Source organism: Priestia sp. FSL R5-0597 (assembly GCF_038006305.1).
Lineage (GTDB): Bacteria > Bacillota > Bacilli > Bacillales > Bacillaceae_H > Priestia > Priestia zanthoxyli.
In genome coordinates, this window is record NZ_JBBOUZ010000001.1 from 4,151,822 (window position 1) to 4,165,994 (window position 14,173).

Annotated in this window: 15 protein-coding genes; 2 read left to right on the forward strand and 13 right to left on the reverse strand. The window is 38.2% G+C overall.

Translation table 11 applies throughout. The annotated features are described in order from the left end of the window. Positions 1–28 precede the first annotated feature (28 nt). A complete protein-coding gene (locus tag MKX72_RS21920; RefSeq protein WP_028411513.1) occupies positions 29–634 on the reverse strand; it encodes a YphA family membrane protein in 606 nt (201 codons plus the stop codon). A gap of 120 nt (positions 635–754) precedes the next feature. On the opposite strand from MKX72_RS21920, the gene MKX72_RS21925 reads away from it, so the two are divergent. After that, the gene (locus MKX72_RS21925) at positions 755–892 is read left to right on the forward strand and encodes a YpzI family protein (RefSeq protein WP_013059024.1); all 138 of its coding nucleotides are present in this window, start codon (positions 755–757) and stop codon (positions 890–892) included. Between the two features lie 30 nt (positions 893–922). Here MKX72_RS21925 and MKX72_RS21930 read toward each other — a convergent pair whose 3' ends face one another. From MKX72_RS21930 to prsW, 10 genes are all read right to left on the reverse strand, one after another. Next, on the reverse strand, positions 923–2,137 hold the full coding sequence (locus tag MKX72_RS21930) for an MFS transporter (RefSeq protein WP_028411514.1): 1,215 nt from the start codon (positions 2,135–2,137) through the stop codon (positions 923–925). A gap of 178 nt (positions 2,138–2,315) precedes the next feature. Next, a complete protein-coding gene (gene fni / locus MKX72_RS21935) occupies positions 2,316–3,365 on the reverse strand; it encodes a type 2 isopentenyl-diphosphate Delta-isomerase (RefSeq protein ID WP_098112919.1) in 1,050 nt (349 codons plus the stop codon). 16 nt (positions 3,366–3,381) lie between these two features. Continuing rightward, the gene (rpsA, locus tag MKX72_RS21940) at positions 3,382–4,518 is read right to left on the reverse strand and encodes a 30S ribosomal protein S1 (RefSeq protein ID WP_028410732.1); all 1,137 of its coding nucleotides are present in this window, start codon (positions 4,516–4,518) and stop codon (positions 3,382–3,384) included. Positions 4,519–4,680: 162 nt separating this feature from the next. Further along, complete coding sequence (locus tag MKX72_RS21945; RefSeq protein WP_033579748.1) at positions 4,681–5,268, reverse strand: lysophospholipid acyltransferase family protein; 588 nt, start codon at positions 5,266–5,268, stop codon at positions 4,681–4,683. Further along, a complete protein-coding gene (gene cmk / locus MKX72_RS21950; protein WP_034270899.1) occupies positions 5,265–5,939 on the reverse strand; it encodes a (d)CMP kinase in 675 nt (224 codons plus the stop codon). Before cmk ends, MKX72_RS21945 begins: the two co-directional genes overlap by 4 nt. 162 nt (positions 5,940–6,101) lie before the next feature. Beyond that, positions 6,102–6,278, reverse strand: a complete 177-nt coding sequence (locus tag MKX72_RS21955; protein WP_013059030.1) for a YpfB family protein — start codon at positions 6,276–6,278, stop codon at positions 6,102–6,104. 68 nt (positions 6,279–6,346) lie between these two features. Next, positions 6,347–7,012 (reverse strand): flagellar brake protein, encoded by a 666-nt coding sequence (locus tag MKX72_RS21960; protein WP_155007658.1) that lies wholly within the window; start codon positions 7,010–7,012, stop codon positions 6,347–6,349. Positions 7,013–7,165: 153 nt separating this feature from the next. Then, entirely contained in the window at positions 7,166–8,515 is a 1,350-nt protein-coding gene (gene ypeB / locus MKX72_RS21965; protein ID WP_014458333.1) for a germination protein YpeB, read from the reverse strand. Positions 8,516–8,532: 17 nt separating this feature from the next. Then, positions 8,533–9,465, reverse strand: a complete 933-nt coding sequence (gene sleB, locus MKX72_RS21970; protein ID WP_028411519.1) for a spore cortex-lytic enzyme — start codon at positions 9,463–9,465, stop codon at positions 8,533–8,535. Between the two features lie 145 nt (positions 9,466–9,610). Continuing rightward, positions 9,611–10,261 (reverse strand): glutamic-type intramembrane protease PrsW, encoded by a 651-nt coding sequence (gene prsW, locus MKX72_RS21975; RefSeq protein WP_028411520.1) that lies wholly within the window; start codon positions 10,259–10,261, stop codon positions 9,611–9,613. 198 nt (positions 10,262–10,459) lie between these two features. Here prsW and MKX72_RS21980 point away from each other — a divergent pair, with 198 nt between their 5' ends. After that, positions 10,460–11,431, forward strand: a complete 972-nt coding sequence (locus MKX72_RS21980; RefSeq protein WP_034270914.1) for an asparaginase — start codon at positions 10,460–10,462, stop codon at positions 11,429–11,431. Positions 11,432–11,450: 19 nt separating this feature from the next. Here the strand turns inward: MKX72_RS21980 and MKX72_RS21985 are convergent, their stop codons facing one another. After that, positions 11,451–12,422: a YpdA family putative bacillithiol disulfide reductase gene (locus MKX72_RS21985; RefSeq protein WP_098626945.1), complete on the reverse strand. Its 972-nt coding sequence runs from the start codon at positions 12,420–12,422 to the stop codon at positions 11,451–11,453. Between the two features lie 132 nt (positions 12,423–12,554). Further along, positions 12,555–13,820 carry a Glu/Leu/Phe/Val family dehydrogenase gene (locus MKX72_RS21990; RefSeq protein WP_370506064.1) on the reverse strand — a complete coding sequence of 422 codons (1,266 nt, stop codon included), beginning with the start codon at positions 13,818–13,820 and terminating at the stop codon, positions 12,555–12,557. Between the last annotated feature and the right edge of the window lie 353 nt (positions 13,821–14,173).

Here is a 14,173-nt window from a genome sequence, read left to right on the forward strand (position 1 = left end):
ACAATATAATTTTACGAAATCTCTTCTTCTATTTGTAAGTACTTTGCTTTTGCCTGTGAGACTTCAGCACGTACAAATCTAAATAAGCAGAGAAATAAACCAGCATCTCCCAAATAAACATCGCTCCTACTGCTGTGGCTAAAACGTCGAGTGTACGAAGAGACCCTATTTCATAAGATGCGATATCCCGAATGACAACTGCGTATAAAAAGTCTCCTCCAACTACACCTAAAATGATTGCTGCGAATCTTTTTTCAGCATCTTTAACCACCATAAAGCAAATATATAAGATAAGTCCAGTCAAAATCCACTTACGATCAATAAAAATCCAGACAGGATCATAGAGCTCAAGTAAACAAAAACTAGCATAGGCAATTATTATAATGCCGCATACAATAACATAATATAACTGCTGAAATCGGCTGTAGCCTGAAGCATACACACACGCTACTCCCACTAAAAACAAAGCGGTGTAGCTACATGAAAACTGAGTCATATGCATGTTCATTCCGCTTAGGAGTATACTGATTAATATAATGGCTGCTACCTTCCAACGCCTAGCTGTTTTGGGCATAAGAAAAGTCGCAACAATCCATCCCATCCACGAAAGCCAATAAAAGAAAATTCCGTCCACTGAATATGGCACCTCCCCTATCTGTCATCAGTATGTATCAATTTTGGAAAACTTAATCGGGGTTTTAGAATAGAACCGCTTATTTTGGACAACCTATCAGAAAAAAGGAGGGAATATAAAATGGGAAAAGATCGTCAAGAGAAAAAATTAAAGGAATCAAAACGAGTTGAATCTGACCGTGATCAAGGACTTCACTATCCGGGAGCAACTAGCTTGCAAAGTCCTGAAGAAGCGCGCGAGTTAAATGAGCATAAATAAAAAAATGCGCTGACTAAGTCAGCGCATTTTTTATTTTAAAACTGGATGTGAAACAGGATAGGAACGTTCTTTCTTTCCTGTAAACAAAAAGAGAACTCCTCCCACTAACAATAGTGCTCCTGACAAATAAAATCCGAATTCCATACTTCCAAGTTTATCTGCAAAATATCCGGTAATGTAAGGTGCAAAGATCGATGACAGCATGCCGCTGAAGTTAAAAAAACCGTACACTTTAGAGTACATGGAAGAGGGAGTAATATCCGCCATATACGAAATTAAAATCGGATCTAATGCTAATTTCCCTATCAGACCGTACACAATTAAGCCGATTAATAGCCAAGAATAACTCTCTGTATAGGGAATAAAAAATTGACATAAAGCGCCCGCTACTGACAAACTCACAATTAATGCTTTTTTATTTGCAATTCGATCCGATATATATCCAAAGAAGATTGCTCCTGGAATAGACGCCCACGGTACTAAAGATGCTATGATGCCTGTTTGAGACCCTTCTAAGCCGCGCGAGTGCTGCAAATAATAAGGAAGCCACGTCAGCATCCCAAAAAATCCGTAAAGAGAACAGAAGATTAAAATGTATACGAAAATATGATTTTTTGTAAATAATACTTTTAGCGACTGCTTTGTTTCTTTATTTAGCGAATTTTTTTCTTGATCCCTTTGCTTATCTTTTACAAAGAAAGCTATTAAAATAGCTATTACTATAGTCGGAATAGCAAATAAGTAAAAAGTAAACTGCCAGTCTTTTTCTAACGTATATGTAATGTATGTAGAACCGATAAAACCAAGCGATATACCAAAAGCCATTCCACTATTGATGAGCGCAGACACTAGACCTCGGTATCGTTCAGACGTGATGCTTGAAGAAATTCCGTATTGTGAACCATAATACGTTCCTTCTCCAAGTCCTGTCAGCGCCCGCATGAGCAAGAACATACCGAAAGTAGTCGTAAGTCCTGTAAAGAATGTGGCAACTCCAAACAAAATGTATCCAGCCACTAAGATCTTAACGCGACCAAATCGATCTGCCAAAAAACCCGTTGGAATCTGCATAGCTGCATACGCTGCAAAAAACACAGTAGACATTAGACCAAGTTCAGCTTTATTAAGGTCCCACTGCGCACCGATATCTCCCATAACTGGAGATAAAATATTACGATCTGCATACATGAAAACCCAGCCTAAAAAGAAAAGAAAAATTGTAAATATAGGATGTCCCTTTTTCATTACGCCACCTCTTTTTCTGATTTTTCTGTTTATTTAACTTATTATAAGTGGCTAACGTTTGGGATTTCATGCTTTTTGTCACTTCTTCTGCCAACATTTTTTGTTTTTTTTAATGAAAACGCGATCATTCATCTTCTAAGGAAATAAAAAAGCAAGCAGTTAACTGCTTGCTTTTTTATCATCTGTTATTAAATGCTTCTATAGATACATTTCGCTGAGTCAGCCAGCTATGGGTATCCCCTGTAATAACTAGAGGCATTTGCTGAAGCTTAGCAATAGAAGTTGCTCCTAATGCAGCCATGATAAACGTTAACTCCTCATGCAGCTCGGCTATCTCTTCTACGACTGCTTCTAAACCAGACTTCATTAAAATGGATAGAAAATATCCTGCCATTCCCGTTGCAGAAGCTCCTAACGCAATGGACTTAGCAACATCCATAGAGGTTTGAATACCTCCTGAACCAATAATGGATATACCTTCTACGTGCTGAGATACTTCCGCTAAAGAAGCTGCTGTGGAAATTCCCCAATCATTAAAGAAGTGAAAATGTTTTGCTCGTCTTTCATTTTCGATTTTCGAAAAATTGGTACCACCGTACCCACCAATATCAACGATTTCAACACCAACATCTTTAAGTTTTTGCACTGCTTGAGCGCTCATCCCAAAACCTACTTCTTTGACAATTACAGGAACGGTTACTTCTCGGACAATTCGTTCAATACGACGTAATGCATCGGTAAAATCACGATCTCCCTCTGGCATGACCAGTTCTTGTATAACATTTAAATGAATTTGAAGTCCATTTGCTTCAAGCATATCAACCGCTTTTTTAGCTTGTTCAACTGTAGCTTCACTGCCTAGGTTGGCAAAAATAATTCCGTTAGGGTTTTCTTGACGCACTACTCTGTATGATTGTTCTTCCTTTTCATCTTTAATCGCAGCCATCTGCGATCCAACGGCCATTGCTAATTGACCATGATGAGCAATTTGAGCAAACGAACGGTTAATCCGTTCCGTTTCTTGTCCGCCTCCACCCGTCATAGCATTTATAAAAATTGGCGAACTTAACAAAAGTTCGCCAATTTTTGTATCAATATGAACATCGTGCACGCCTGTATTTGGTAAGCTATTATGAACGAAGCGAATATCATCTAGCCCGTGCAGCCGATGCTGTCCCGTTTGAATCGCATGATGAATGTGATCAATTTTACGTTTTGCTCTGCTCACAAATCATCACCATTACTTATCTTAATTTTTTTAATTGATCCCCAATCATATCACCTAATTGGAAGCCTTTTGACTCTTCTTGTAATTCATAGTCACCGTAATCTTCTTGCTCTTCTTCCTCAAGGTCACGAATGCTTAACGAAACGCGTCGTTCTTGTTCATTCACATCAAGTACTTTTACCGTCACTTTTTCGCCTTCAGAAAGCACTTCATGCGGTGTCCCGATATGCTTATGTGAAATTTGAGAAATGTGTACAAGTCCTTCTACTCCAGGTAGAACTTCCACAAAAGCTCCAAAAGATACAAGTCTTTTAACAGTTCCATCTACTACATCACCTTGGCGAAGCTTCGTAGAAATGTTGGACCATGGACCTTCTAACGTATCTTTAATAGATAATGAAACACGACCCGTTGATTTGTCAACAGATAATACTTTGACTTTCACAGTATCTCCCTCAGCTACTACGTCTGAAGGCTTTTCTACACGCGTATGTGAAAGCTGAGAGATATGCACTAGCCCATCTACTCCGCCTACATCTACAAACGCACCAAAGTCTGTTAAGCGCTGAACGGTTCCTTCTAAAACCTGACCTTCTTTTAATGACTCAAGAACATTTTCTTTTTGTTGTACAAGCTCTTCTTCTACAACTGCACGATGCGAAAGGATCACGCGATTTTTTTCTTTATCTAATTCCACTACTTTGACTGTAAGAGTTTGATCTTGATATTCTGCGAAATCATCAACGAAATGAGTTTCAACAAGAGAAGCTGGAATGAACCCTCTTACACCAATATCTACTACTAATCCGCCTTTGACAATTTCTTTGACTACCGCTTCAAACACTTCACCTGAAGAAAGTTTTGCTTCTAAACCGTCCCATGCTTTTTCAGCATCTACAGCCCGTTTAGATAACACAAGCACATCGTCTTCCACTTTAATTACTTTCGCTTCGACTTCGGCACCTTCTTGGATTACATCCCCTGCTTTTTCAATATGTAAGCTCGCTAATTCACTAATTGGAATAATACCGTCTAGTTTGCTGTTAGGCACATCTACATACACTTGCTTTTCTTCTACTTTTGTAATAGTACCTTTTACTGTTTCTCCTACTTCTAATGACGTTACCTCTACTTGATTCATATCTTCTGTCATCGTCTTTTCCTCCTCCAATATCCATCTACAATATGTATTCCCTTGTAAGAGTTCTTCACTCTTTTAGCTCATCATTATTGTATATAGCTCTGTATAGAAAAAACTCTCTTTGTTACTAACTTCTAATAAATAGAATCTTTTGTCAAGTCATAAGGTTACAAACTATTGATATTTTTCAATTAATTCACCAATGCTTTTCATAATAACTTCGGTTACTTCCTCGGCTGATGCCTTTCGTTCACGAAGTTCATCCATCTGAATTGGCGGTCCGTACACTACTTTTAACCTTGCAAAACGCTTATATGGACCAATAACAGCACAAGGAACAACAGCTGCTTTTGAACGCAAAGCAAAAAAGCCTACTCCAGCCATTCCTTTTCCTAATTTTCCATCTTTACTTCTTGTTCCTTCTGGAAACAATCCAAGCACTTTTCCTTCTTTTAAAATCTTTAACCCTTGGCGCAAAGCTTCACGATCTGCCATCCCCCGCTTTACAGGGAACGTTTCTAACTTTGGCAGAACCGTCTTCAGAAAAGGTGCTTTAAACAGCTCTGCTTTTGCCATAAACGAAATAGGCCTTGGACATGTCACACCTACCGTAGGCGGATCTAAGTTGTCAATATGATTTGAACAAAGCAAAACTCCGCCTTCTGAAGGGATATTTTCTGCACCGATTACTTCATAACGGTAAACTGGTGTTAAAATACCTTTTACAATGCCACGTGCAAACATATAAAAGCTCAAAATCATCCAATCCTTTCGTTTGTAATAGAAAGTATTTTTTCTACAACTCCTTCAATCGATAAGGAAGTTGTATCGATTTCAATTGCATCTTCAGCTTTTTTAAGAGGTGCTACTTCACGCTCAGAATCCAGCTTGTCTCTGCGGGCAATTTCTTCTTTTAAACGCTCTAAATTTGATTCAAAACCTTTTTTTATGTTTTCATCATGGCGTCGCTGTGCTCTTTCATCCACAGACGCTAATAAAAAGATTTTAACTTCTGCCTGAGGAAGCACGTGTGTACCGATATCACGTCCATCCATTACAACGCCTCCATCTTTAGCAAGACCCTGCTGTCTCGCTACCATCTCTTCACGAACTGCACGATGTTTCGCGACGATGGATACAGAATTGGTTACTTCTGCGGAACGAATTTCACTTGTAACATCCTGTCCATTTAAAATGACTACCTGCCCAGATTCAGACGGTTTTAAATCGATTACTGTTTCGTTAAGCAAATGCAATAGCTCTTCTTCATTTTGCAAATCTACCTGGTTTTTCTGCGCTTGATACGTTAGAGCACGATACATCGCTCCTGTATCAACATAAATATATGATAAGGTTTCTGCTATAATCTTTGCCACTGTACTTTTCCCAGCAGCTGCAGGGCCGTCAATCGCGATTGAAATTTGTTTTTTCATAAGTGCCTCCCTTAATTTCAAAACAGGAACAAACCACTTTCATCTTTTATACAATGAGCCATTTTATATGAAACGTTTATAAACGAAAAAAAGAGCAGGGGGTCTTCTCCTGCCTGGTGTTCACTGCATGTTTCTTTCCTAGTTATTCTACCATACGTCCGACTACTGGTCGAATGTTTCAATAATTTTATTAAAATTATTTTTGCTAACTCCCTCATACTGAATGACCTTTGAGAAATATGTACTGTGACTGCTAGATAGTAAAATACATTGGGCAATTATTAAAAACACAAATTGAATAACCACTAATTTAATTAAAATTCGTTCTATTCGATTCATCTTTTTCTCCTTTTGTAAGAAGTGATACCTTTGCTTACAGTTTAGGAAAGAGAAGTTTTTTTTATACGCTAAAGAAGACCTTTTCTCCTTAGGTCGAGCTGACGCTTTAAGGTATAACGAATCATCATTTCTTTCGTTTGTTTTTCCATGTCCATAAATTTAATAGATAGCTGACCTACTTTACAGGAAGTCGGGGCGGTAATTCGTACAACTTCCCCTTTTAATTCAAGATGCTGCAAAGTTCCCTCACGATTAGGAAGACTTAATCGTACAACAACGGAATCTTTCTCATTAAAAAGCAGCGAATGATGGAAGGAGCCGGCTACTCCACCTGCACTGATGTTTTTAGTCATGATTTCCATTACGACCTGCTGTTCTTGTTCACTTTTTATCACCGCCTTCACTGTAAGCGGCACACGGAAAAAATTTCTTCTTTGGATGGACTTTAACTTTTTATCGCCCGGGTAAAAGAGTTTTACAACAGGCATGCCTTTTATTTCGCGTCCTGTTACTTCAGTTGGAAAGGTATATACATTTTGATTATATCCAATAAACGTAGCCAGCAATTTTGTACCTTTTAGTAAAAAAGCACTTCGCTGCGTTTCTTCATTTAGCGGATAGCTAATATAAATCACGTCTTCCGTAAACTCAACTACCTTACATCGATACGTTTGTTGTAAGGTAGACTCTCTGTGCCCGCTCTCTAACGTCAACCTCATTCCCGCTTTTATCATCTTCTCTCTCCTTCAGTTCCACTATATACACTTTTTCCCTTTATTTAAACATAGTCAAATATATTTATTTTGTAAATAAAAATTAGTCATTTAGACTCAAAAAAACTTATATAATACAAAAAACCGGTGTCTATAGACACCGGTTTCTCAGCTTTATACTTCATTATATAAAGGTTCTGAGTTTTGCAGTTTTTCGACTTTCTCTTCAAAACCCGTATCGGCATTGATAAAAATACGATACGTATCATTTTTAATTGTCCCTAAAAACTCATAGCATAGCACTTCTTCGTTTAAATCATTTGTAATAATTGCCAAGCGGTCTTCCATCACTTTTACATTCGAGTTTAGCTTGGTTTTTGCCTGTTCTTTCGAAATTTTAGGTTTTGGAATATCTCTTGTACGATGTTTTAATAAGAAGTCTTTAGCTGAGAAGCCAATCACAGATCCATCTTCTAAAGACATTTTCATTTTAACTGAATCCGGATAAATCCGAACTCCACTTTCCGTTTGCTCAACGAATGTAAAGACTCCCATGTTATCGTATTGAGCGCTTTCAGCCATCACTAGGCTTTCAAAACGATGATCTTTTAAAAACTTAGTCGCTTTGTTCATAGCATCGTTTAAACTAATATTTTGTTTTTTAATATCTCGATCTTCGAGCACCCAAAGCGGATATCCACCTTTTTGGGTAATATCCATATACGTCTCTTGTTTAGTCTTTGGATCTGTAATGGTTAAGCTGTACACCTCATAATCGGCATCTTTTCCGCTCTTTACAATATGAATTTGTTCATTTCCTTTTAAATTCAAAAACGAACGCGCCACTTGTTTGGCAACATCTTCACTAACTTCTCTACCTTTTAATTGATGAAAAGCGTTTTTTTCCTGTTCATTCGTTGCATTCATAACCCCTAAATCTGTTTCGGCAAAAGAATCCATACTTTTTTCAACGGTTTTTAATCCGTCAATAATCGTATTGTCCCCTTGCTTTTCTTTTGTGGCTAGAGCTAGCTCAACATCCATCCAGCGCAAGTTATTATCAATGACTAGATGCTGTACTTGACGCATTTCATTTTGAATTTCGCCTGACTGATCATAAAGCGAATTTAACGTTTTATACTCTTTATCTGTTAAGGGAGATTTGCTTAAATCCCTTACCGCCACTTTGTACGTAAAGTCACCAACATCTGAAAGAAACTCTTCTGTTTTATTGAACGGTAAAAGCGATAAAGGCAGCTGTCCTACATTGTTATGAGCTTCAGAAGTTAAACGCCATACTTCTGCAAGCGCGGGCGAAAGCTGATCTCTCGAACTCATGGCAAGCGTGCCACCGATTTTATCATTTAATAAATCTAGCTGATATGACAAATCATGAAATGCTCGTTGATACGTATTCTCCGCTTGAAGCAGCACAGCATCTTTTTCTTGATGTTCGCTGTACCCCCAATACCCTACACCTACAACACCAATAGCTAATAATACAATTAAAATTGTTCGAATCATGTTTCCTTCACCTCTCTTTATCGACAGAAAATGTGTTTCCCGATTTGCTTAATTTGAGGACGTGACCAAATCCATGCGCTTGTTGCTGTATCCGGATTAAAGTAATAAATAGCATTCCCAGTAGGATCCCATCCGTTAATCGCATCCATAACCGCTTTTTTAGATGTTGGATTGGGTTCAAGCCAAATTTGCCCATCTGCTACGGCAGTAAATGCACGCGGTTCAAAAATAACTCCAGCGACTGTATTTGGAAATGACGGACTGTTAACTCGGTTTAAAATAACGGCCGCTACGGCTACTTGGCCATTATATGGTTCACCCCGTGCTTCACCATGCACAGCATTTGCCATGAGCTGAATATCATTTTGTGAAAACCCGCTCGGTACATTCACCGCTGTTGGCTTTTGTGCTTTTTCTTTCTGTTGTTCAGAATTTCCTTTAGACGTATTACGTTGCGGCTGACTGGCAGGTTTTTTTGCTTGAGAAGATCCGCTTTGTGCTTTTTGCTGACCATTGTTCCCGCTGCTTTTTCCACTGCTACCGCTTCCTTTAGACTGCTGATCAAGAGGCTTACCACCATAGTGCGTAAACTTATTGCCTTTTCTAATTTGATTTTTCACATAGCTTTCGTGATATTTTGTTGCGTTAGCTAATTTAATCTTTGTTTGCCAGCCTGCTAAACCGTCAATCTTTTTAATGCCAAATTCATATTGAAAATTGCGCAGTGCCCAGTATGTGCTCCATCCAAATACACCGTCAATTTTCCCGTTATAATAACCTAAATACTGAAGTCTCGACTGCAGCTCAATAACGTCATCTCCAACTGCTCCGTGTTGAATGACTTGATTTGAAAACGCGTGAGCGGCCTTTGGACTCACAACGGACGCTGCAATAAATGAACATATGCATATGAGACATGCATACTTTTTAAAACATCGAAATGATAACATGACAAAACCTCCTACATCGTATGTAACTGATAAGATGATAGGAGTATTTTTTGTAAAGGTTGTTTTTTTATACAAGATGCGCAAAATTTACCGAAATGAAAAACCTCAGCTTGTAAATCTCTCAAAAAAGATTTACAAGCTGAGCCTAGACAATCGATGGCTGTTTGGCCTTTTTTACTTTTCTTAATGCCAGCCACCATAAATAAATCATAAATGGAATAATAATAAATACCCAATGATCCATTGTTTTTAAAATATAATCATATGTTCCATGTAAAATGAGCGGCGCAAATACGGAATACAGCGTCCACTTCGTTTTTTCCTTTCCTTCAGAAAACTTTGCTTTCCCTAAATAATACCCCATAATGACGCCGAATAAAGCATGACTAGATACGGGTAAAATGGCTCTTCCTAGCGCTGATTCTAAACCATTTGCAAATAAATATAAAATATTTTCAACGGTAGCAAAACCTAATGAAACAGCTGCCCCGTAAACAATTCCATCGTAATGCTCATCAAATTCCACATGCTGATAAATCGTGAAATATAAAATGAACCATTTGAAAAATTCTTCTAAAAAGCTTGTCGTAAAAAATGCTTCAAGAAAAGGTGATTGAAAAACGTGTTCTTCACCAAATACATATTGAATAAACATAATTGGCAAAACAAGCATTGCTCCAAAAATAAATGTTTTTAATACCATTGAAATAGGCTCAGTTTCATATTCATCTTTCAAATAAAAAAAACTTAACAATGCCAATCCTGGCGCAATGCCTGCAGATACAATCGCCAACATAAATAGCGCCTCATCTCCTCTATTTTTTTTAATAGTAACATGTTATCTTTAGGATGAAAATCTCCGTCTATAATGTCCTTATCTTTATATGTAAATGCTCACATAACTTGCTGTCGATTTACAAAGCCTAACAAAGACCTTAAACAAGTATACCAAAAAATGTATCATACTTATACGAAAAATTGAAAGGAGCTCTCTATGAAAACTGTTTATATTCTTCACACCGGCGGCACAATCTCGATGAAAGAAGACATGGCAACTGGAGCGGTAGCACCAGATATTCAAAACCCGCTTCACCGCTCAACATCATCTGTTTCAGGTATGGCCAATGTAATCGTAGAAGAAGCATTTCATCTGCCTTCTCCTCACATTACTCCTAAGGAAATGCTTATACTTTCAAAAAAAATACGCGATAAAATTAATGAAGGCAAAATTGATGCAGTCGTGTTAACCCACGGCACGGACACGCTGGAAGAAACCGCTTATTTTTTAGATTTAACAGTGCATACAGATATTCCAATTGTCTTAACTGGAGCTATGAGATCAAGCAATGAAATCGGTTCAGACGGTCCTTATAATTTTATATCTGCGGTTCGGGTGGCTATTAGTGAAGGGGCAAAAGGAAAAGGTGTCTTAGTTGTAATGAACGATGAAATTCATACCGCTGAAAATGTGACCAAGACCCACACAAGCAACGTGGCGACATTTCAAAGCCCTCAGTACGGGCCAATAGGATTAATCACAAAACGCGGCGTATCTTTTCACCACATGCCTACAGAACATGAATTTTATCCTGTTAATCAAATAGATAAACAAATCACTTTATTAAAAGCTTATGCAGGAATGGACGACCATTTATTTCAAGCAGTGGCTTCAATGAATGTTGATGGACTTGTAATTGAAGCCCTCGGTCAAGGAAATCTGCCTCCTCTCACCATTCCAGGAATTCAATTGCTTTTGAAGCGAAAGATACCCATCGTGCTCGTTTCTCGCTGTTTTAATGGAATTGCTCAAGATGTATATGGGTATGAAGGCGGTGGCAAGCTGTTAAAAGAGATGGGCGTTATTTTTTCAAATGGCTTAAATGGTCCTAAAGCACGCATTAAACTGTTGGTTGCTCTCCAAGTAACAACGAATCATGATGAGCTGCAGCAGCTATTTAATCATTAGTAAAACAACGCATAGAAACCTATGCGTTGTTTTTGTTGATAATATGAGAAGCGATTGATTTCCCATGAAAACGTCCATTTTCAATAAAAATCTCATTAGCATTGTTTCCTGCAGCAATCACACCAGCGATATAAATTCCTTCCACGTTTGTTTCCATCGTCTCTTCGTTAAAAGAAGGGCGGCCTGTTTCATCATCTAATTCCACACCCATTTTTGTTAAAAACGAGTGATCAGGGTGATAGCCAGTCATGGCAAAAACGAAATCGTTACTAATCGTAAATTCTTTCCCTTCCTGCTCATATGTTACCGTTTCATCCGTTATCTTTGTTACATGAGCGTTAAAATGCATCCCAATCGTTCCATTTCGAACCAGCGCTTCAAATTCAGGCAATATCCAAGGTTTTACGCTAGGGGAGTAATCTGAGCCACGATAAATAACCGTCACCCTTGCATCACACTTCACCAATTCCAGAGCTGCATCGACGCTAGAGTTTTTTCCGCCTATAACGACTACATCTTTATCAAAATACGGATGCGCTTCTTTGAAATAATGAAATACCTTTGATAAATCTTCACCAGGAACATTCATATAATTAGGATGATCGTAATAGCCCGTAGCTATAATGACATTCTCCGCTTCATATGTCTCTTTGGATGTTGTGACAATAATTTGGTTTTCCGCTTGTTTGTCTACTTGCAAGACACGTTCAAACGGCTGAATTCGAACTTGCTTGCGCTTCACCACTTCTCGGTAGTAAGCAAGAGCTTGGTTGCGCACAGGCTTACGATTTTCGGTAATAAAAGGGACATCCCCAATTTCTAGTTTTTCACTTGAACTAAAAAACGTTTGGTGGGTCGGATAGTTATAAATTGCATTCACAATATTGCCTTTTTCAATTACAAGGGCATCAATACCTGTATGTTGAAGCTCAATAGCTGCTGAAAGCCCGCATGGTCCTCCGCCAACAATAATTACTTTTTCTTTCTTCATGCCTGTCACTCCTTCAGTTGTAAACGCACCTTTTTTTTATTTTAACGCAGTGTAAAACAAAAAAATCTCCTCATTAATGATAGGAGATTTTTTCTATTTACGCAATTGTTCTGCTGTTCTGCTGTTCTGTTTTTAAATCCAGCCTCTGAAGCGAGAGCCTTCTGCCATTTTTCTTACGCCTATCATATAAGCAGCTAGACGCATGTCGACTTTTCGAGTTGTAGAAGTTTCGTAGATGTTATTAAATGATTTCACCATTACTTTTTCAAGCTTTTCTTCTACTTCTTCTTCCGTCCAATAATAACCTTGGTTATTTTGCACCCATTCAAAATAAGAGACTGTTACACCGCCCGCACTTGCCAAAACGTCTGGAACTAATAAAATCCCTCTCTCTGACAAGATGCGCGTTGCTTCAAGAGTTGTTGGTCCATTTGCTGCTTCCACCACAATACTCGCTTGAATGTTATGGGCATTTTCTTCTGTAATTTGATTTTCAATCGCAGCTGGAACTAGGATGTCACAGTCAAGTTCAAGCAGCTCTTTGTTGCTGATAGTATTATTGAATAATTTCGTTACTGTACCAAAGCTATCGCGTCGATCTAATAAATAATCAATGTCTAAACCATTAGGATCATGCAGCGCTCCGTATGCATCAGATATCCCTACAATTTTAGCACCAGCGTCGTGCATGAACTTAGCTAAAAAGCTTCCTGCATTTCCAAACCCTTGTACTACTACCCGTGCACCTTGTAATTCAATGCCTCGTTTTTTCGCTGCTTCACGAATACAAATAGTTACTCCTTTTGCAGTCGCTGTTTCACGGCCGTGCGAACCACCTAAGACAAGGGGCTTTCCAGTAATAAAGCCAGGCGAGTTAAATTCATCAATCCGGCTGTATTCATCCATCATCCAAGCCATAATTTGTGAATTTGTAAACACATCCGGCGCTGGAATATCCTTTGTTGGTCCAACAATTTGGCTAATCGCACGAACATATCCGCGGCTTAAACGCTCTAATTCTCCAAAAGACATATTTCGAGGATCACAAACAATTCCACCTTTTCCTCCACCGTAAGGAAGGTCAACGATTCCACATTTTAAACTCATCCATATAGATAGAGCTTTTACTTCTTTTTCAGTTACGTTTGGGTGAAAACGAATTCCACCTTTCGTAGGACCAACTGCATCGTTATGCTGCGCTCGGTGACCTGTAAAAATCTTAACTGATCCGTCATCCATACGAACAGGAATTTTTACTGTCATCATTCGTAATGGCTCTTTTAATAGTTCATACACTTCATCAGGATAGCCTAGTTTTTCTAACGCTTTATGTATCACTGTTTGTGTAGATTTTAAAACATCATGCTTCTCTTCTTGACTATTTTTACTGTCTTGCATCTTGTCGGCTACCATCTGTAAACCTCCTAAAATGTATCGAAAATTATTCGTTTTTAATTGAATGGTGCTTCTTTCATGACATAGTATACACCCTTAGTTTTACATTGCAAAGGAAAATATCGAACTTTTAGTATTTTTTGTGTTCTTCTAAGAAAACGCTTCCAATAACTTTACAAGGTATGCTACAATGTTTTAAGTCTGCCTCTTTCCTAGTATGCGTTAATCGTCTTAAAAAAATAAAAAACACCCGGTGATAAAGAGCACTTTCAACAACTTTGTACAAGCTGAAAGTGCAGCCACTCTTATTTTAATAAAAGTGCTTTATCCTTCACGGGTGTAATTATTTCAATTAA